At 32.6% G+C, this 18,368-nt stretch carries 20 protein-coding genes; 4 read left to right on the top strand and 16 right to left on the bottom strand.

Annotation, left to right across the window (positions count from 1 at the left end; all coding sequences use genetic code 11):
* Positions 1-990: AMP-binding protein (locus GBH57_RS14145; RefSeq protein ID WP_151675152.1), on the top strand; the 990-nt coding region annotated here is incomplete at its 5' end.
* 99 nt (positions 991-1,089) lie between these two features.
* Here the strand turns inward: GBH57_RS14145 and GBH57_RS14140 are convergent.
* Complete coding sequence (locus GBH57_RS14140) at positions 1,090-1,566, bottom strand: hypothetical protein (protein ID WP_151675151.1); 477 nt, start codon at positions 1,564-1,566, stop codon at positions 1,090-1,092.
* A gap of 393 nt (positions 1,567-1,959) precedes the next feature.
* On the opposite strand from GBH57_RS14140, the gene hemN reads away from it, so the two are divergent.
* Positions 1,960-3,324, top strand: coding sequence for an oxygen-independent coproporphyrinogen III oxidase (gene hemN / locus GBH57_RS14135; protein ID WP_151675150.1), 1,365 nt, complete (start codon positions 1,960-1,962; stop codon positions 3,322-3,324).
* A 123-nt stretch (positions 3,325-3,447) separates the two neighbouring features.
* Here hemN and GBH57_RS14130 read toward each other — a convergent pair whose 3' ends face one another.
* The 8 genes from GBH57_RS14130 to GBH57_RS14095 form a co-directional block, all read right to left on the bottom strand.
* Entirely contained in the window at positions 3,448-4,230 is a 783-nt protein-coding gene (locus GBH57_RS14130) for an ABC transporter permease (protein WP_151675149.1), read from the bottom strand.
* Positions 4,223-4,930 carry an ABC transporter ATP-binding protein gene (locus tag GBH57_RS14125; protein WP_151675148.1) on the bottom strand — a complete coding sequence of 236 codons (708 nt, stop codon included), beginning with the start codon at positions 4,928-4,930 and terminating at the stop codon, positions 4,223-4,225. The genes GBH57_RS14130 and GBH57_RS14125 overlap by 8 nt, the downstream gene beginning before the upstream one ends.
* The gene (locus GBH57_RS14120; RefSeq protein WP_235904723.1) at positions 4,930-6,111 is read right to left on the bottom strand and encodes a nitrous oxide reductase family maturation protein NosD; all 1,182 of its coding nucleotides are present in this window, start codon (positions 6,109-6,111) and stop codon (positions 4,930-4,932) included. Before GBH57_RS14120 ends, GBH57_RS14125 begins: the two co-directional genes overlap by 1 nt.
* Positions 6,112-6,192: 81 nt before the next feature.
* Entirely contained in the window at positions 6,193-6,633 is a 441-nt protein-coding gene (locus tag GBH57_RS14115; protein WP_174844044.1) for a nitrous oxide reductase accessory protein NosL, read from the bottom strand.
* On the bottom strand, positions 6,633-7,244 hold the full coding sequence (locus GBH57_RS14110; RefSeq protein ID WP_151675146.1) for a hypothetical protein: 612 nt from the start codon (positions 7,242-7,244) through the stop codon (positions 6,633-6,635). Before GBH57_RS14110 ends, GBH57_RS14115 begins: the two co-directional genes overlap by 1 nt.
* A 110-nt stretch (positions 7,245-7,354) precedes the next feature.
* Positions 7,355-9,319 carry a Sec-dependent nitrous-oxide reductase gene (gene nosZ, locus GBH57_RS14105; protein ID WP_151675145.1) on the bottom strand — a complete coding sequence of 655 codons (1,965 nt, stop codon included), beginning with the start codon at positions 9,317-9,319 and terminating at the stop codon, positions 7,355-7,357.
* Between the two features lie 34 nt (positions 9,320-9,353).
* Entirely contained in the window at positions 9,354-9,920 is a 567-nt protein-coding gene (locus GBH57_RS14100) for a fasciclin domain-containing protein (RefSeq protein ID WP_151675144.1), read from the bottom strand.
* A 7-nt stretch (positions 9,921-9,927) separates the two neighbouring features.
* Positions 9,928-10,434 (bottom strand): c-type cytochrome, encoded by a 507-nt coding sequence (locus GBH57_RS14095; protein ID WP_151675143.1) that lies wholly within the window; start codon positions 10,432-10,434, stop codon positions 9,928-9,930.
* Positions 10,435-10,593: 159 nt separating this feature from the next.
* Between GBH57_RS14095 and GBH57_RS14090 the strand changes: the two genes are divergently transcribed.
* Both GBH57_RS14090 and ric read left to right on the top strand, forming a co-directional pair.
* Positions 10,594-11,028, top strand: a complete 435-nt coding sequence (locus tag GBH57_RS14090; protein WP_151675142.1) for an RrF2 family transcriptional regulator — start codon at positions 10,594-10,596, stop codon at positions 11,026-11,028.
* 20 nt (positions 11,029-11,048) lie between these two features.
* Entirely contained in the window at positions 11,049-11,771 is a 723-nt protein-coding gene (gene ric / locus GBH57_RS14085) for an iron-sulfur cluster repair di-iron protein (protein ID WP_151675141.1), read from the top strand.
* Between the two features lie 165 nt (positions 11,772-11,936).
* Here ric and GBH57_RS14080 read toward each other — a convergent pair whose 3' ends face one another.
* The 7 genes from GBH57_RS14080 to GBH57_RS14050 form a co-directional block, all read right to left on the bottom strand.
* On the bottom strand, positions 11,937-12,779 hold the full coding sequence (locus GBH57_RS14080) for a universal stress protein (protein ID WP_151675140.1): 843 nt from the start codon (positions 12,777-12,779) through the stop codon (positions 11,937-11,939).
* A gap of 11 nt (positions 12,780-12,790) precedes the next feature.
* Complete coding sequence (locus GBH57_RS14075; RefSeq protein WP_151675139.1) at positions 12,791-13,180, bottom strand: hypothetical protein; 390 nt, start codon at positions 13,178-13,180, stop codon at positions 12,791-12,793.
* 6 nt (positions 13,181-13,186) lie between these two features.
* Entirely contained in the window at positions 13,187-13,615 is a 429-nt protein-coding gene (locus GBH57_RS14070; RefSeq protein ID WP_151675138.1) for a hypothetical protein, read from the bottom strand.
* A complete protein-coding gene (locus GBH57_RS14065) occupies positions 13,615-14,049 on the bottom strand; it encodes a GreA/GreB family elongation factor (RefSeq protein WP_151675137.1) in 435 nt (144 codons plus the stop codon). The genes GBH57_RS14070 and GBH57_RS14065 overlap by 1 nt, the downstream gene beginning before the upstream one ends.
* Positions 14,050-14,076: 27 nt before the next feature.
* The gene (locus GBH57_RS14060) at positions 14,077-15,381 is read right to left on the bottom strand and encodes a Glu/Leu/Phe/Val family dehydrogenase (protein ID WP_151675136.1); all 1,305 of its coding nucleotides are present in this window, start codon (positions 15,379-15,381) and stop codon (positions 14,077-14,079) included.
* 558 nt (positions 15,382-15,939) lie between these two features.
* On the bottom strand, positions 15,940-17,268 hold the full coding sequence (locus GBH57_RS14055; protein WP_151675135.1) for a sigma-54-dependent transcriptional regulator: 1,329 nt from the start codon (positions 17,266-17,268) through the stop codon (positions 15,940-15,942).
* 13 nt (positions 17,269-17,281) lie between these two features.
* Positions 17,282-18,364, bottom strand: a complete 1,083-nt coding sequence (locus GBH57_RS14050; protein ID WP_151675134.1) for a sensor histidine kinase — start codon at positions 18,362-18,364, stop codon at positions 17,282-17,284.
* Between the last annotated feature and the right edge of the window lie 4 nt (positions 18,365-18,368).

Here is an 18,368-nt window from a genome sequence, read left to right as displayed (position 1 = left end):
TTAGCAAATGGAGCAACTACAGTTATGTTTGAGGGTGTTCCAAGTTATCCTGACTATGGTCGCTTTTGGGAAATTGTCGAAAAACATAAAATTACTCAATTCTACACAGCACCTACTGCAATTAGAGCATTAGCTAAAGAAGGTGTTGAACACGTTGAAAAACACGATTTATCATCCTTAAAAGTTTTAGGAACTGTAGGGGAACCTATTAATGAAGAAGCATGGCACTGGTATGATGACAATATTGGGAAAAAGAGCTCTCCAATTGTAGACACTTGGTGGCAAACTGAAACTGGCGGGATTATGATTACTCCTATTCCTTTTTCTACACCAACAAAACCTACTTATGCCACTTTACCTTTTATTGGTATTCAACCAGCATTAATGGATGAAAAAGGAGTTGAAATAAAAGGAAATCAAACCGATGGTCGTTTGTGCATTAAGTTCCCTTGGCCAAGTATTGCCCGAACTATATGGGGAAATCATCAACGCTACAAGGACACCTACTTTTCAGCATTTGAGAATATGTATTTTACTGGAGATGGCGCACTTAGAGACGAAGTAGGATATTATAGAATTACAGGTCGTGTTGATGATGTAATAATCGTATCTGGCCACAACCTAGGTACTGCTCCTATTGAAGATGCTATTAACGAACATCCAGCAGTGTCAGAAAGTGCTATTGTAGGATTTCCTCATGATGTGAAAGGAAATGCGCTTTACGGATATGTAATTTTAAAAGAGACTGGAGAAAGTAGAAATCACGATAATCTAAGAAAAGAAATAAATCAAATTATTACTGAACAAATAGGACCTATTGCTAAACTTGATAAAATTCAATTTACCAATGGACTACCTAAAACACGTTCAGGTAAAATTATGAGACGAATTTTAAGAAAAATAGCTAGTAAAGAAACAAGTAACCTTGGTGACACAAGTACTCTTTTAAATCCAGAATGCGTTCAAGATATTATGGATAACGTTTTATAGAAATTATAAAATAAATTAAAAGCCCATCGAAAAATTAATTCTCGATGGGCTTTTCTATTTAAATATATCTAACAATCTAGTGTTATAGATAAGTTGATCTTATTTTCTGCGTCCTTCTTTTTTATCGTCATCATTTTTGTGACCACGACGCTTACCTTTTCTTTTCTTTTTACCATCACGTGAGGCAAACTTTTCTTTTTGTTCGTCTGTTAATGATGCTTTAAAACTCTTTTTCTCTTCTTTTAAAGCTGCTCTTTGCTCCTTTATCAAAGACTTTTGATCATCAGTAAAAGTGCGTCTTAGAGCTTTATGCTTCTCTTTACGATTAAGTTCTTTATTATCAGCTAAAGCAATTTGCTCTTTAGAAAACGTTGCTTTTAATGACTCATGTTGTTGCTTTCTTAAAGCTTTCTGATTTTCTAACTGAGCTTTTTGAGAAGCAGTTAAACTTTCCTTTAACTCAGTTCGCATTTTTTTACGACCTTCTTTTGTATCAACTTCCTGTGCAGTTGTGATTCCTAAACCAAATACTGCTACGCAGCCTAATAGTACTGCTTTTTTAAATGTGTTTTTCATAATTGTTTTTTATTAAATTAATTTTTCTTTCGTGCTTAGGTTAATTCCAACCATCGTGCCAAAACACTTATTTACCCTCTTCCCCTTTATCATAAAGTTTTATTAAAACGCTGTGAAACCCTAATTTCAATACACTTTCAGGCACCAATGTAAAAGCACCAAAATCAATACACAAGAACTTATTTTTAAATTAAGTGTAAAACATTTTTTAGCTGAAATGTTCAGAGCATTAAAATTTCTTATAAAATGATAACTGCATTTTCACCATTAATAGTATATATGATACAAATTTTAGATTCATTAAATTGATTAGCAACCGTTACTACTTGATGACTTTTGTCATTTTTACAGGAGTTGTATTCCACGAAATTTGCATCTCATTAACTTAATAGCATGTCAGAAAATTTAGTTGCTAAATACAATATTGCAGGACCTAGATATACAAGTTACCCAACGGTACCTTATTGGGAAGAGAATAATTTTTCAAGCCATGCTTGGGAAGAATCGTTTATTAAAACGTTTAATCAAACTCCTGACGGAAATGAAATAAGTCTATATATTCACTTACCATTTTGCGAACAACTTTGTACATTTTGCGGTTGTAATAAAAGGATTACTAAAAACCATAATGTTGAAACTCCATATTTAGAATCGGTTTTGAAAGAGTGGCAACTATACACAACATTACTTGGTAAAAAAGCTATAATTAAAGAGCTCCATTTAGGAGGAGGAACCCCTACATTTTTTTCTCCTGAAAATCTTGCCAACTTAATTAATGGAATTTTCGAAATTGCCGAAAAGGCTCCAAAAGCTTCAATAAGCTTTGAAGGTCATCCTAACAACACTACGTATAATCATCTCCAAGTTCTAAAAGATTTAGGGTTTAACAGAGTAAGTTACGGGGTACAGGATTACAATCATACAGTTCAAAAAGCTATCAATAGAATACAACCTTTTGAGAATGTAAAAAGGGTGACAGAACAGGCTAGAGAGATAGGCTACACTTCAGTGGGACATGACATAATTTTTGGTCTTCCTTTTCAAACTAAGGAACATATAATTAATACAATAGAAAAAACGAAAGAGCTTTTACCCGATAGAATTGCATTCTACAGTTATGCTCACGTGCCGTGGATAAAAGGAAATGGGCAGCGTGGTTTTAAAGATTCAGATCTACCAAGCCCAGATGAGAAAAGAGAGATGTACGAAATAGGGAAACAGGAACTATTAAATTGCGGTTATGTAGAAATAGGAATGGATCACTTCGCATTAAAAACAGACTCGCTTTACAAAGCAGTAGTATCTAATAAAATGCATCGCAACTTTATGGGATATACTGATTTTAAAACGCAATTAATGGTTGGACTTGGTGTTTCAGCAATAAGCGACAGTTGGTTAGGCTTTGCTCAAAATGTAAAAACGGTAGAAGCATATCAAGATGCAATTGCAAGAAATGAACTACCAGTTTACAGAGGTCATATTTTAAATAAAGAAGATTTAATTGTTAGAAAACACATACTTAATTTGATGTGTTCGTTGCATACCTCTTGGTCTAATAAAGAATTATTTCTTGAGGAGATACCTCAAATAGTTGCACAATTAAAAGAAATGGAAGAAGACAACCTCATCGAAATTAGTGATAATGGTATTACCATTTTAGAAAAAGGTCGCCCTTTTGTTAGAAATGTGTGTATGGCTTTCGACTTAAGGCTACAAAGAGCTAAACCTGAAACTCAGTTATTTTCAATGACTATTTAGCACCACATTTTATAGTAAAAACAGAAAAGCATCTACGTCTCATAAATAGATGTTTAGATGCTTTTTTTTTTAGTAAGTGTATTATAAATTAACTCAATTCAAAAACTTAATATTTCGGCTAGATTAAAAATCCTTTTTGTTTGATTTTCTATAGATATTTAAAACTGGAATTACTACCCAAAAAGATAACGCAATTATTGAAATTAAAAGTCCGAAACCTGTTCCAAAAAACTTTTGAAAAACTGCTCCAGTATATCCAAGCAAAGCTGAAATGTCAAGTTTCAAAAGTATTAAGATACGAGACAAATCGATAGGGTTAAACATGGTTGCTCCTATTGAAAAACTATCCAAGGGATATGAATGAAAAGCTATTAATGACATTAGAAACAAGCCATCATAAATAACCGCCAGAAACAACCATAGCAAGATAGAGTAACTAAATCCCTTAATTTTATTCTCATTATAAAGTGCAATATTAAAAGCTAAAGCTGTAAAAATCAATGTAAGAAAAGCTCCTGTTACTAGAAGTAAAACAAAGTCCCAAATTTCATTAGATTGAAACAATCCATATAGTGCAAAAGGGATTCCTAAACCTATTGTGAGGCTCATAGAAAGTGATAAAGCGACACCTAGATATTGCCCAATAAAAATGGAAGATCGCTTAATGGGTTGTGCCAGTAACAACTCGGTAAACTCCTTAGAATTATAGTAATACATCACTCCAAAAATAGTCCCAATTAAAGGTACAAGAATGATGATAACATTCATTAATGTAATGACTGCCTTAGAGAGATCATTGTTTAGAAAAAGCAACACTGAACCAAGCAGTAAATAGAAAAGTAAATAAACGTAACTCCATCTACTTCGTATTAAATCGAAAAAACTATATTTTAAAATTTTAAGCATCTTCGTGAGTTAAGAGGTTAGCAATAGCGTGTTCAAAATTTGACTCTTTAGTTTCGGTTTTAAGAGCTTCAATTGTACCTTTAAAATATACTTTCCCTTCAAGTAAGAAAACAATTTCATCTGCCATCTCTTCTACAAAACTCATTATATGTGACGTGATTAAAATTATTTTTCCTTTAGATTTTTCTTCTTTAATAATCTTCTTTAAATGTATTAAAGCAATAGGGTCAAGACCTGTTGTGGGTTCGTCAAGAATAATAATGGGACTATCAAACATAAGGGTCAATACAAGATTCACTTTCTGTTTAGTTCCTCCAGAAAGGTTGCTCAGTTTTTTAGTAAGAAATGGTTCTAACTTAAATACTGTAATTAGTTTTTTATCTTCTCCTGGACGGTTACGTAAATCCTTAATCATTGAGATAAGTTCCTTTACGGTTAGGTTTGCAGGGAAGTTTGCTATTTGCGGCAAGTAATCAATTTGGTCTCTATATTTCCAATCTTTTTTAATTGAAATATCTCCAACAGACAGCGAACCACTATCTGGTATAACCATCCCCAATAATGCTTTTATCAAGGTAGTTTTTCCTGAACCATTAGGTCCTAAAATAGCAAAAACACCTTTTTTTGAGATAGTTAAGTCCACCCCTTTTAGCACCTTATTTTTGCCAAATTTTTTATGTAACTGTTCTATACGTATCATTAGTACCGTTCTATTTGTGGTGACATATCTAGTAAATTATCTGGCGTAAATACTGGTGAAACTTTTTCTGAAAAGTCAATAATATCAATAAATAGGCTTCTCATTAATATGATTGTTTCAGGTGTTTGATTCACTATATATGAGAATAATTTTACCGGTCTATAAGGCACATCGCCTACTCCATCTTTATCAAGATCATAACCAGTGTAACTACTCCAGTAATTATGCTGAAACACATTATCATTTATTTTACTATTGTAAGAAATATCAAAAGAATTGTATAAAAAATTATTTTTTTCAAACACATTGGTATAACAAGCACCTAATACTTTAATAGCATATCCATTACTAATAAAATTATTATTAGAATAGTGTACTCTATTTGACCCTTCAATATTTATTGCGACAGTATTCTCTTCGAAAACATTGTCTTTTATTTCCGCATCATTAATTTCTTTTAATAATAATCCGAAAGCTGCTGTACCCCAATTTTTCTTAAATGTATTATGAATCATTTTGATTCTTTTTGAAAACATTACAGCAACACCTGCTCCATTATTTTCAAAGGTATTGTTGGTATACAAATCGTCATTTGAAAACATAAAATGCAATCCATAACGCAGGTTATTAGTACTTATATTTTCATTAATAAGAATATTATCTGAGAATTCTAAGTAGATTCCGTCGCGTACTTTTTGAACAATATTTTGCTCTACAATAACATTTTTAGAATACCAAAGTTGTATTCCGTTTCCTGAATTATACTCATCTTGAGCATCGCCAATTATTTTATTATGATAGATTTTTCCGTTGCTTGATTTTTCAATATAAATACCGAAAAAGAGTTTTTCTAAAACTACATTTTGAATCAAGAAGTTTTCACTTCTAACTACACGTATGGCTGCGTGATCACTAGTATAACTTGTACCTACATTAATAATAAACAAACCATCTATTGTCACATTATCTGAAACTACCCTTAAAATTTCACCTTGATCTCCACCATCAATAACCGGATAGTTTTCACCTTTAATTGTAAGTGGTTTATCCACAATAATATTAAACTCCTTATAGGTTCCTTTTTTAACTACTATAGTGTCACCAGCTTTAGCTATACTAATCGCCTCTTTTAATGAATTCAACTTACAAGTATTACAAACCTCTATTGTTTGGGACACCATCAACGAATTCAAAAAGAGCATTATAGCAAGAATAAAATATTTATTTAAGTACATATTCAGTTTTTAAAACTTATCTGTAGTTTATTTTTTTAAGTGTGATTTGAGCTCACTCCAGGTGTAGAGTACGCCACCTTTTTCTACTTGTACTTTCTGAGCGCTTTCTTTGGTTTGAAATGCAGTCAAATTAGCCCCCATAGGACTAGGAATTTTATCACTTATTAAAAAAGTAGCTTCTTCAGAAGGGATAAATGCCGTAGGAGAATCGTAATAATTAGTAAGTAATAATCCAACTGCAATTTGTTTATCTTCATTCAAATAATTGAGCATACACTCTGAAGCGTCAAACTTGAATATTTTGCCTTTGTCTGTAAATAATTCAGTAGCATGAATTTTATCAACTATTGTCATTTTACAAAAATGACAACCATCATTACCATAATCAATAGGTTTAGGTCCTTTACTACAACTATTTAAAAAGAATAAAACAAGTGTCGTAAACAATATTTTTATGAGTGTTTTCATTAGTTTAAAGATTTAGAACGTTTACCTAATAGATAAGCAAACAAAGTAAGTAACATTCCTGCACCCATTAAATAACCTCCCAATCGAGGGTAAGAATACGCATCAAAATTCAGCATTTTCTGATGTCCTAATAATGGCGGTTTATAACTCATTGGTGTACCATCTGGATTTTGCATTTTCATTATCGCGTGAGGATCTAGGTTAGTTCCATAATCAATCATCCAAGCATTAAAATCATACATTCCTAGAATACCTAATGTAGTTATTATAATTAACCACCCTAAAAACCAGTTATAACTTATCTTTTTTAAATATCCTAAAATACCAATAATAAAACCTAGCACTGCCATCGATCCTATTACAATTGGAAATACAGTAAACTCCCACATATCTTTAGGTTTTGGAATTGTTTTCATTCCAATATAATGGTTGAGTCCATCAATATTTTTAATATCAAATTCATTCATTCCCTTGATTCCATCAATATAAATATTCATTCCTAATGGCTCAGGATATTGTGGTGCGCCCAGCATAATATTCCATAATGGAAATTTAAATAAGCCAGTCAATAGTAAAGCACCAATAATCATAAGAATACTTGCCTTTTTCATAATACTAAATTTAATGTGATACTGCTTTAATAAAAGCGTATTTAGTGAGTGTGTTGAAATAGCAGGTAGTACTTGTCAATACTACCTGCTTGAAAACAACCAATCACTAATTAATCTCCATCAAGAGACCAACTAATTTCTATGTTAGAACTTGCTGGTGAAACTCTAACGTAACCTTGCATTTCTTGGTGTAAAGCACTACAGAAATCTGTACAGTAAAATGGCCATACTCCTGGTTGCTTAGGTTCCCAAACAGATGTTTTGGTTTGCCCTGGCATAATTAACAATCCTGAATTGTTTTGACCAATCATCATAAATCCGTGTGGGACATCAAAATCTTGCTCGTGGTTTGTAATATGGAAGTATACCTTGTCACCTACTTTAATGCCCTCGATATTATCTGGTGTAAAGTGACTACGAATCATTGACATATAAACATGTACTTCATTACCTTTACGTACAACTTTAGCTCCATCAGGAGAAAGTACAGCATCTGGGTGCTTATTATCATCTAACCTATAAATCTTTTTAGACTTAGGCGCTAGTAATTCTGCTGGTATTCCTGCTGCGTAATGTGGCTCACCGTGTGTTGGAAAATCATAAATCAATTCCATTTTATCTCCAGAAATGTCATATAATTGAGCAGAGTGTTCTAATTCAGGACCTGTAGGCAAATATCTATCTTTTGTAATTTTATTCATTGACACAAAATATTTACCAAATGGTTTTCTAGAATTACCACCAGGAATCATCCCGTGTCCTACAGAATAAAATGTAGGTTTGCGATCTAATACTTCCCAAGTACCCACTTTCCACTTTACAACTTCCGAAGAAATAAAGAACGTAGTATAAGCATTTCCTTTGCCATCAAATTCTGTATGTAAAGGTCCTAAACCTCCACTTTTTAAAGTTCCGGCTAAAACATCTTCAAATTTCAAAATAGGAATACCGTATGCTTCACCATCAAACTTTTTAGCCTCAATAGCTGCAATCATTTTATCAAAAGAATGAACCGTTAAATCAGCTGATAATTTACCATTACCAATAATAAAACTTCCCGTTGGATCAACGTCAACACCGTGTGGTGATTTAGGTGTTGGCAGGAAATAAACAGCACCTGGAACCTTTGTTGGGTCTACCATTAAAACTTCTTTTTTCATTGTAGAAGTAGCAGTATGTGTATGTTCGTCATATACATTGTGAGCATAGTTTGAAGGCATTTTAGTACCACCTCCATTAGTAACATACTCTTCTATTTTCTTCCAGTTCACTGCAGCAATAAAATCTTTATCATTTTGAGAAGCATTTACCTCTAAAAGTGAATTTGCTTCCTCAGTGTTATATGTTGTGAAGAAAAACCATCCGTGAGATTTCCCTCTTCCTGGGTGAGATAAATCATAATTAAATCCAGGCATCATTAGTTGAAATTTTATCTCCATATTTCCATCTTCTGGATCAATGCTAATAAAAGACAAGGCTCCTTTAAAGTTTCCTTTGTAATCTTTAATAGGTATATCTCGTTGAGGAATAGGAACAGAGAAACGAGTACCAGCCACAACGTATTCAGTATTTTCAGTGATAAATGAAGAACTGTGGTTACCTGCACTATTTGGCACTTCAATTATCTCAGCAGTCTCGAACGTTTGAAGATCAATTCTAGCAATACGAGGTGTATTATTTCCATTAATAAATAACCATCTTCCATCGAGCTCACCATTTGTTTGAGAAATATCAGGGTGGTGAGAATCATCAGCTGGCACAAAACCAAATGAAGTATTAAACATTGGTTTTGTTTCTTCAGAATATCCATATCCAGTAGTTGGAAACTGTGAAAAAACTGGTATTTCCTTGAACATTCTCCCTGAAGGCAAACCATATACTGTTAGATTACCACTGTAACCTCCTGACATAAATGCGTAAAACTCATCATGTTCTCCCGGTGCTACATAGACTTTCTCAGCTGCACTAGAGTTTAAAGCTCCACTAGACTTATTTTGTCCATTGTTATTACCACAACTCGAGAGCAGCAATAAGACTCCAAATAATGATAAAAGTTGAAATTTATAATTTTTCATTGGTTCTAAATTTTAGTTGTTTTCTTAATTGTTATTAGTTTGATTTTGGTAAAATAACTTTATCTACTACGTGAACTATTCCATTTCCAGCCTTTATACTGGCTATAATTTTAGCTCCACCTACATATACATCCTCGCCTTTTACTTCGACAGTTACATTTGTATCATCCGCTTGTCCTAGTTTTTTAAACTTTTTAATAAAGTTTTTTTCATAGTTCCCTGCAGTCACATGATGTTTTAAAATAGCTGCTAGTTGTTGTTTATTTTCAGGCTTTAATAATTCCTCTACGGTACCAGCTGGTAAGGCATCGAAAGCTGCGTTAGTGGGAGCAAATACCATTAATGGACCTGCATTTACTAATACATTTTCTAAACTTGCTGCTTGTACTGCAGCCACTAAAGTTGTATGGTCTGGCGAAGACATTGCTATCTGTAAAACATTAGGGGTAGAATTGTCATCCTCTATAAAAGCTTGACCTGTTTGAGTAGCTGCAACCGCAGGCTCATTAACTGGCGAATCTTGTTTCTCTTCATTTTTACAAGCACTAAATACAAATAGTACAATTAAAGGAAGTACTTTTAATACGTTGATAATTTTCATAAGTTGCTTATTTAAGTGTTCTGAAATATTCTAAAATATCTCTAGCTTGGCTTTCAGATAAATTTTGGTTTGCCATTGCAGCACCATTGAATTCGACTAATAAATCCTTAGCACATTGATCTTCTTCAGTCATTAATTTTGGATCTAAAATCATATTCATTACCCATTCTGGACTTCTACGACTTAAAATTCCTGTTGGATTTGGACCAATAAAACGCTTGTTTGTTTTATGACAGGCTGTACAATTTGTTTTAAAAAGTGCAGCCCCTCTTTTAGCCATTGTATCATCAATAGTTGCACTTAGTTCAAGATTCTTAATTTTACCTACCCCTTTATTATCGAGAGTTATCCTCTTAGATGCAGGGACTTCATTTGAAATAGGTGTTTCAACTTTCTTTTCTACTTTTGGTTTTTGACCTATTGTAATTTTATCTTTTTGTTTTTCTTCTTTCCCTCCACAGCTTATTAATAAACCTAGAGAAATGAACAGTAGTAATTTGTGGAATGTTTTCATGTCGGTATAATTTTAATTTGTTGATTATTTCATCAAAAACCCATTTGTTAGTTTTGACACCACAAAAATAAAGGACAACTTTGTCCGATAAGATGACATTTATCATATTTCGGACAAATTTATCTTTTATATATTTGTAGAAATTAATTATAGAAAAGTATGTTTTCAAAAGCCTGCGAATACGCAATACGCTCCGTAATCTTTTTAACCTCAAAATCAAAGCTAGAACAGCGTTTTAATATCACTGATATTTCAGAAGAAATAGATGCACCAACAGCTTTTAATGCGAAAATTTTACAAAAACTTGTAAAAGCAGATATAGTTTCATCTGCTAAAGGACCAACCGGAGGTTTTTATATAACTGAAGAAAAAGCATCAGGAATAATGCTTTCTAATATTGTCAAAACAATTGATGGAGATGATATATATGTTAGTTGCGGAATAGGGCTTAAAAAATGTAATGCAGAAAAGCCCTGCCCTCTTCACGACAGTTTTCAAGATATAAGAAACAACCTAAAAACAATGCTTCAAGAAACTAGCTTGAAAAATTTAGCAGATCAAATCGAAGATGGAACTGCTGTTTTAAAATTATAATAATACTAAATAACGTACATATGAATACATTAAAAGAACAAGAGATTGGACAATTTGTTGCTGAGGACTTTAGAGCTGCAGCAGTATTTTCTGAATATGGTATTGATTTTTGCTGTAAAGGAAATAGACCATTAGCAACTGTTTGCGAAAAAAATGGCATTGCTATAGATGAAATTTTAGAAAAATTAAATATTGCTGTTAGTAAAAACGTACATCCATCGATTGATTATAAATCGTGGCCATTAGATTTATTAGCAACTTATATTGAAAAAACACACCATAAATATGTGGAAACTAAAATACCAGTATTGCTTCAGTTTTTAGCTAAACTTTGTAAAGTACACGGAGAACTTCACCCAGAACTGTTTAAAATTAACGAAGAGTTCACTAAGGTTGCTGAAGAACTATTACAACATATGCAAAAAGAAGAAAAATTGCTATTTCCTCAAATTAAAAAAATGGCTGAACGTCTGGAAGATAATGCTCCATTAGAAATGGCACATTTTGGGACGGTTCAAAATCCAATTTCAATGATGGAACACGAACACGATAGTGCTGGTGAGATTTTTAGGACTATCGCTCGCTTAACTAATAATTACACCCCTCCTACTGACGCTTGTAATACTTATAAAGTAACGTTTTCAATGCTTCAGGAATTTGAACAAGATTTACACTTACATATACATTTAGAAAATAATATTTTATTTCCTGAAGCTTTAAAGTTAGAACATAAAACAGCATAACTAATATGCTGTACTTTCTTTAAGCCATTACATTTCATAGATGTAATGGCTTCTTTATTTTAAGAGTGCATTGGTGTAGGCACAAGCCATACTAGCAATGTTATAATAAGTACTCCTATTATTATAGAAATAATAGTAAACTTAAAGTTACTCATCCTTCTCATACTAATGGTGTAAAGCTATTAATGGTGTACTACGTAAAGGCCCCATATTGGTAATTCTAGATTGGGTAATTCCACAAATTCTCCAGATATCAGGCTTTCTATCCATCAAACAGATAATGTAATCAGAATGATAATTCGCAAAGTCTTTTAAGTCATTAACAGTATCTATATTTTCAATTGGAATTGAACTCGCTGACATTATTTCAAGATTAAAGCGAACAAGATCTTGATGTATTTTTTGAATGTCGGTCATTTTACTTTTACTAAAAAGAGTCACTATCTTAATCCGTCCGTTTACTATCTTAACTAATTCGAACCAATTTTGAAGTTCCTCTTTAGGAAGTTCTATTTCAAAATTAGAAACAAGAACAAACTCAGGCCTCTTATGTAATTTAGCCGAAGAAGGAATAATCATCACAGGACACTCTCTAATATTTTCAATTATTCGCCTAGTATTTCTACTATAACCTTGAATAGTATCGTCCTTTAGTTTTTTTCCTGGAATAACAACTAGATCAATTTTAATTTCATCGATCGCCTTTTTAATTCCATCAATAAGGTTTATACTTTCTGAAATAGCGTTAAAACGATGTTTCTTATTTCTGTTATTAAACGTGTATTTATAAATAACCGCTCCTAAGTTGTTTTCAGATTCGAGCTTCGGTTTTTCAAACCAATCCATATCAGCTTGCAATAAATGAATTGCGTTTAATCCATCCACATTGTAAGTGTATGTATTGAAAAAGTAAAAATGACAGTCTTCGTGTTTAAAAAACTTGATGGCATAATCAATAGCATCATGACTGTTGTTATTAAAATTGACTGGTATTAATATCTTTTTCATCTTTTGCGGTTTTATCTACGTTGATACTTGGATAACTTAAAGTATATCCCCTTTTTTAATTGGGTAAACTCAAGAATAAATGCAGCATATGTATCACGCTTCTTTTCATGTTCCTTAGCTCGGATAACATTATATTCCTTTTTACCGTAACTATATTCTGCATTTAATTCTTGTTCATATTTACAGAGCAATCCCATTAGCAACGTATTTTTCCGTCGTAAGCCCTGAAGGGTTTTATCTATATTAAAATCTCTTATTAGCTGTTTTTCTATTTGTTTTAAACAATCAATTTCAGCATTGACAATAGAAAGAGAATCTATCCATTGGCTCAATTCAATAAGGTCTTTTTTAATACATAGCCTTCTATGCGCGTCTATTTTGTTGTGTAAATCTATTTCCAAAAGTTGTTATGCTTCAGAAGTAATATTTACTAAACTAAACTTACCCTGTACTTTGCTAAAAAATTCATCTTTAAGCCTTCTATACTTATCTAAGTGATACAAATAACTTCTTCTGAAACTTTCATGTTCCGAAATGTAAGCCATGTCACATTGAGTGTCTTCACATTCAACAATGTCACTCCTCGAATTCATATACTTATTTAAAGCATTTAATAATGTATCTGTTTCAACATCCTTTTTTTTAAATTTCTGAAGCACGTGTGCATCTTCTAACTTAGGGCTCAAAGCATCGTCGCAAAGACCTATTAAGTTATTCAACTCCTTCTTGATGTATTTTAAATGATTAATCCAATTATCTAATTCAATTGAATTAATTTTATGGGTTACATCAACATCTGTATCGTGATCAAAAATTTCGTTCTGAAGAGTTTTCATTAGTAATTAGTTTTTAAAATTGATGTTTCTAATTGTTTGTTCTTTTCAACCTGCTTTACAGCTTCCAGCTTTATTAACTTTTTACCCGACGGAAAATCCCATTCAATCGAATCTCCTTCCGAATAACCAAAAAGCGCTGCTCCCATTGGGGTTAGTATTGAAATTTTATTTTGCTTAGCATCTTTTTCAGTAGGCTTAACTAATTGAATAGTATTTTTCCATCCATTTTGAGAACTCACCTCAATAAAACTATTGAAGCGAATTACATCACCTGGAATATCAGACTCATCCACTACTTGCGCATTTTTCAATTCATCACTTAATCGCTGTAATGATTTCTGAGCTTCAAAATCCTCAGCATATCCTGAGATATTGAGTATGCGTTTTAAGTACACATACTCACTCTTTTCTACTATTAAACTACCGTACTTCATTTTCCTATTCTTTTAAATGTGATTAAATCAAGGAAAAATTCCTCGTTGTATGTATGCTTTTTCAATACGCTTTATGGCAATACAATACGCAGCTGTTCTAAAGTCCATTGCTTCACTTTCAGAATAAGCATATACCTTATCGAAAGATTCTTTCATCTTTTTCTCAAGTTTCACCATCACTTCATCTAATTGCCATAGCTCACCATTTCGGTTTTGTAGCCATTCAAAATAACTTCCTATAACACCTCCGGAATTACATAAAATGTCTGGTATAATTGTAATACCCCGATCTAGCAATATCTTTTCTCCTTCAACATTTGTAGGTCCATTTGCACCCTCAGCAATAACTTCAGCTTTAATTTTCGATGCATTTTCCTTTGTAATTTGATTTCCTAATGCTGCAGGTATACAGATATCGCATTCAGTTGTAAAGAATTTTTCATGGTCTAAGTCAAACGATTCTGGGAATCCTTTAACACTTCCATTATTAGCTTTTGTATAATTAAATAAGTCCTCAACTTTAATTCCACTAGCATTTCTTATACTTCCAAAAGCATCTTGAACCGCGACTAATTTAGCTCCCTCTTTTTCTAAAAAATATGAAGCCCAATAGCCTACATTTCCAAAACCTTGAACAATAAACCTCTTTCCAACTAAGGACTGTTTATTACGTTCAGCCCAAAATTTAATAGTTAAAAACACGCCATAACCGGTAGCACGATCGCGACCTTCTAGTCCACCACTACCATCAGGTTTTCCAGTCACCACATGTTGATTTGCAGTTCGTTCTGCCGGCGGGCGTGTACTCATATAGGTGTCTGCCATCCACGCCATTGTTTGGCTATTCGTATTTACGTCTGGAGCAGGAATGTCATGTTCAGGACCTATATTATCTGCTAAGGCAAATGTGAATCGTCTAGTAATTCGCTCTAATTCACCTTGCGAATAAAGCGATGGATCTATTTTAATCCCACCTTTAGCTCCTCCATATGGAAGTCCAGCTAAGGATGTTTTCCACGTCATCCACATCGCTAGAGCTCTAGCTGCATCAATATCTACAGTTGGGTGATAACGTAAGCCACCTTTATATGGCCCTAATGCATTATTATGTTGTACACGGTATCCAGTAAATATTTCCACTTCTCCGTTGTCCATTTTAACTGGGAAATGAACTATAAGTTCATTATTAGTTATGCTCAATATTTTTTTAATATTAGGGTGAAGTTCAATGTGATCAGCAGCACTATTAAATTGCTCCATTACATTATCCATCATACCTCTTACTGGCGCAGATTTTTTCTTACCGTTTATTGTTGCAGTTATTGTTGCCATATGTATTTAGCTTTTAAGCGAAAAAAATTTTATGATTATTTGAAGAGTCGGTTAGTAATACTTCTTTCGTTATACTTATCTGTTATATATTTTCTTCTTCTCTTTTTAAGTTCAGACTTTTGATCTCTCTTGTTGTTTAATAATGATTGTGTATTCATTTTATAAATATTAAATATGTGTTGAATTAAAATTTTGTAGTTATGCCATAACTAAGGGTGGTTCGCTACTCTTTTTTTCATTTTCTGGTTTTACATTTAATTGATTAGTTTCTTCATCATACTCACTACAACACCAAACTTGGCTTTTCTGAGTAGTTAGCACACACATGTTTCTATGGATACATGTGGTACAAATGTTCAAAGCATTTAAATTCATAGTACATAGTTATTTTTCAATACTAAAGGCAATCTATATGCCAGCAGCAATGCCAAAAATGTACAGAAACAAGAAAACCCTTACGGTGCAAGGGTTTCTTGTGATTATATGAAATTTTATTGAAGTAGATTTCTGGGATATATTTACCCAGTTGGGTAGTTTCACCCCAATTTTAAAGAAGTATTAATCTGATAATTTTAACCTAATCGTTTTTCTATCGATACCCAAAATTTCGGCAGCTTTGGTTTTATTATTATTAGTCGCATTAAGGACTTTCTGTATGTACTTTTTTTCAATTTCTTTTAGAGGAAGAAGTTCTTCTTTCGGGAAATCTATAGTGAATTTTAATGCATCAGGAAGGTGACTTACATCCACAACTTTATCGCACATTATTACTGATCGCTGTATCACATTCTCTAACTCTCTAATATTTCCTGGCCAATCATACCTTTGTAAAACAGCCGAAGCTTCAGGAGTTATTTTAACAAATCGATCTTTAAACTCAACTCCGTATTTAAAGAGAAATTTTTCGACCAATAAAGGTATATCATCTTTTCGATTTCTTAAGGGAGCAACCTCAATTTCAACAACCGTAAGTCGATAATACAAATCCTCCCTAAAGGTACCTTTATTAATCATTTCCTTAAGGTCACTATTAGTCGCAGCAATAATACGAACATCAAGTTTCTCTGGTTTTTGCGAACCAACTTTTAGAACTTCTTTTTCTTGCAACACTCTTAGTAAACGAGATTGTACTGCTGTAGATGCATTGCCTATTTCGTCAAGAAATATAGTTCCACCATTTGCAGCTTGAAAAAAACCATCCCTATTTTTATCTGCTCCAGTAAATGCTCCTTTTGTGTATCCAAACAATTCAGATTCCAATAAATTTTCTGGAATACCACCACAGTTAACAGCAATAAAAGGCGCTCTAGAGAACTTCCCTTGATAATGTATTGCACGAGCCACTAGTTCTTTCCCAGTACCACTTTCCCCTTTAATGAAGATTGTTGCCTTGTTATTTTTAACTCGCTCTATAATTTGAATGACATTATTTATTTTTTCTGAACCACCAATAATTTCACCATAATTTGTTCCATTAGCAGCTACTGAACTTTCCGAAACATTAGTGATTTCATTTTTATTTCCTAAAGTTTTTTCAATAGCATTTTCTAACTCTTGTTTTGTAAATGGTTTGGTTAAATAATCAACTACACCAGACTTAATAGCAGCTAATGAATCTTGAACTGAAGGATATCCAGTAACAACAAGTTTAGGAAGTTTAGGATAATGTTCTGACACAAATTTTATAAGCTCAGAGCCATCAATTTCCGGCATTTTCAAATCAGTAATTAATAAATCGATATTAGTATCTCGTAGTATTTGTACTGCCTCTTTTACAGAAACAGCCTTATAAGTATGAAAACTCCACGATTTTAAATGGCGCTGCAACAACTCTAGAATATTGATGTCGTCATCAACTATTAATATGTTTTCTTTTTTGAGTTTCATAGGTTATCTCAATTTAAAAGGATTTAGGAAGCTTTACGGTAAATGTTGCACCTTTATTTTTATTATTCTCTGCTGTAATTGCCCCTTTATGACTTGCTACAATACCATGAACAACACTCAAACCAAGACCAGAACCATCGCCGGTAGGTTTAGTAGTGAAGAATGGTTGAAAAATTTTTTCCAAAACCTCTTCAGATAAACCTGGACCCTCATCTGTAATTTTTAAAAGTATATACTTATTAGTTTGTCCTGCCTCAATGGTAACTAATCCATTTTCAGAAGAAAAATAAATAGCATTAATAATTAGGTTAAAAATTATTTGCGTGAGCTGAATAGTGTCTGCTTTAAGTAAAAGTGTGTCGTCTTCTATTTTAACAAGATACTTAACCTTAGCTTTTTTAAATGAAGCATCTAATAATGTAAGTGCATTTTTAATACTTGGAACAATATTAACCTCCTGCATCTCTTGTGGCATTTCACAAGCAAAAAACATAAGCTTTTTAACTACTTCGCGAGAAAAAATAGCATTCTGAACAATTTTATCTAAATCCTCAGTTGCTTGTTTATTTTTGGAAAAATCATCTTTTAGAAGTTCGGCAAAACCAAGAATATTAGCTAGTGGTGTATTTAATTCGTGTGCTATACCCGCTGTAATTTCACCTAAAATACCTAACCTGTCAGCTCGCTCCATTTGCCTTTTTAAAGAAGTTTCATTTTGCTGAATTTCTATTCGTTCTAATAGGTTCCCAATTTTTAAAGCAACACTATCTAAAAGTTGTTTTTCTTCCTTTAGAAAAGAACTTTTGTCATCCTTTAAAGAGGCTATAACTGAACCCCCTAATTTATTGAATACTTTAATTTCTGATATTAAATTTAAACCATCGTAAATAGATTCTGTTTCAATAGAACAAATAGAGGTTTTAATTGATATTTCGGTTTGATTGGGATATTGAAATCCTTTTTTAAGACTAAAAGCGATTGCACTCAACGTTTGAGGCATCTGTTCAATATCTGCATTTACAATGATAGAAGAAATATCATAAAGACAAGTAAGCTCTTTTATTCGTTCTTTTAAAGCCTCTTCTGTAATACCCATAATC

This window comes from Patiriisocius marinus (assembly GCF_008974325.1).
In the GTDB taxonomy this organism is placed as follows: domain Bacteria; phylum Bacteroidota; class Bacteroidia; order Flavobacteriales; family Flavobacteriaceae; genus Patiriisocius; species Patiriisocius marinus.
Note: the sequence above shows the minus strand (reverse complement) of the source record. Positions and strands in the feature narration are given on the sequence as shown.

What these genes read in the sequence shown, in the direction of transcription:
- GBH57_RS14140 (WP_151675151.1), bottom strand. Translation starts at nt 1,566, where the DNA reads ATGAAAAACACATTTAAAAAAGCAGTACTATTAGGCTGCGTAGCAGTA.
- hemN (WP_151675150.1), top strand. Translation starts at nt 1,960, where the DNA reads ATGTCAGAAAATTTAGTTGCTAAATACAATATTGCAGGACCTAGATAT.
- GBH57_RS14130 (WP_151675149.1), bottom strand. Translation starts at nt 4,230, where the DNA reads ATGCTTAAAATTTTAAAATATAGTTTTTTCGATTTAATACGAAGTAGA.
- GBH57_RS14125 (WP_151675148.1), bottom strand. Translation starts at nt 4,930, where the DNA reads ATGATACGTATAGAACAGTTACATAAAAAATTTGGCAAAAATAAGGTG.
- GBH57_RS14120 (WP_235904723.1), bottom strand. Translation starts at nt 6,111, where the DNA reads ATGGTGTCCCAAACAATAGAGGTTTGTAATACTTGTAAGTTGAATTCA.
- GBH57_RS14115 (WP_174844044.1), bottom strand. Translation starts at nt 6,633, where the DNA reads ATGAAAACACTCATAAAAATATTGTTTACGACACTTGTTTTATTCTTT.
- GBH57_RS14110 (WP_151675146.1), bottom strand. Translation starts at nt 7,244, where the DNA reads ATGAAAAAGGCAAGTATTCTTATGATTATTGGTGCTTTACTATTGACT.
- nosZ (WP_151675145.1), bottom strand. Translation starts at nt 9,319, where the DNA reads ATGAAAAATTATAAATTTCAACTTTTATCATTATTTGGAGTCTTATTG.
- GBH57_RS14100 (WP_151675144.1), bottom strand. Translation starts at nt 9,920, where the DNA reads ATGAAAATTATCAACGTATTAAAAGTACTTCCTTTAATTGTACTATTT.
- GBH57_RS14095 (WP_151675143.1), bottom strand. Translation starts at nt 10,434, where the DNA reads ATGAAAACATTCCACAAATTACTACTGTTCATTTCTCTAGGTTTATTA.
- GBH57_RS14090 (WP_151675142.1), top strand. Translation starts at nt 10,594, where the DNA reads ATGTTTTCAAAAGCCTGCGAATACGCAATACGCTCCGTAATCTTTTTA.
- ric (WP_151675141.1), top strand. Translation starts at nt 11,049, where the DNA reads ATGAATACATTAAAAGAACAAGAGATTGGACAATTTGTTGCTGAGGAC.
- GBH57_RS14080 (WP_151675140.1), bottom strand. Translation starts at nt 12,779, where the DNA reads ATGAAAAAGATATTAATACCAGTCAATTTTAATAACAACAGTCATGAT.
- GBH57_RS14070 (WP_151675138.1), bottom strand. Translation starts at nt 13,615, where the DNA reads ATGAAAACTCTTCAGAACGAAATTTTTGATCACGATACAGATGTTGAT.
- GBH57_RS14065 (WP_151675137.1), bottom strand. Translation starts at nt 14,049, where the DNA reads ATGAAGTACGGTAGTTTAATAGTAGAAAAGAGTGAGTATGTGTACTTA.
- GBH57_RS14060 (WP_151675136.1), bottom strand. Translation starts at nt 15,381, where the DNA reads ATGGCAACAATAACTGCAACAATAAACGGTAAGAAAAAATCTGCGCCA.
- GBH57_RS14055 (WP_151675135.1), bottom strand. Translation starts at nt 17,268, where the DNA reads ATGAAACTCAAAAAAGAAAACATATTAATAGTTGATGACGACATCAAT.
- GBH57_RS14050 (WP_151675134.1), bottom strand. Translation starts at nt 18,364, where the DNA reads ATGGGTATTACAGAAGAGGCTTTAAAAGAACGAATAAAAGAGCTTACT.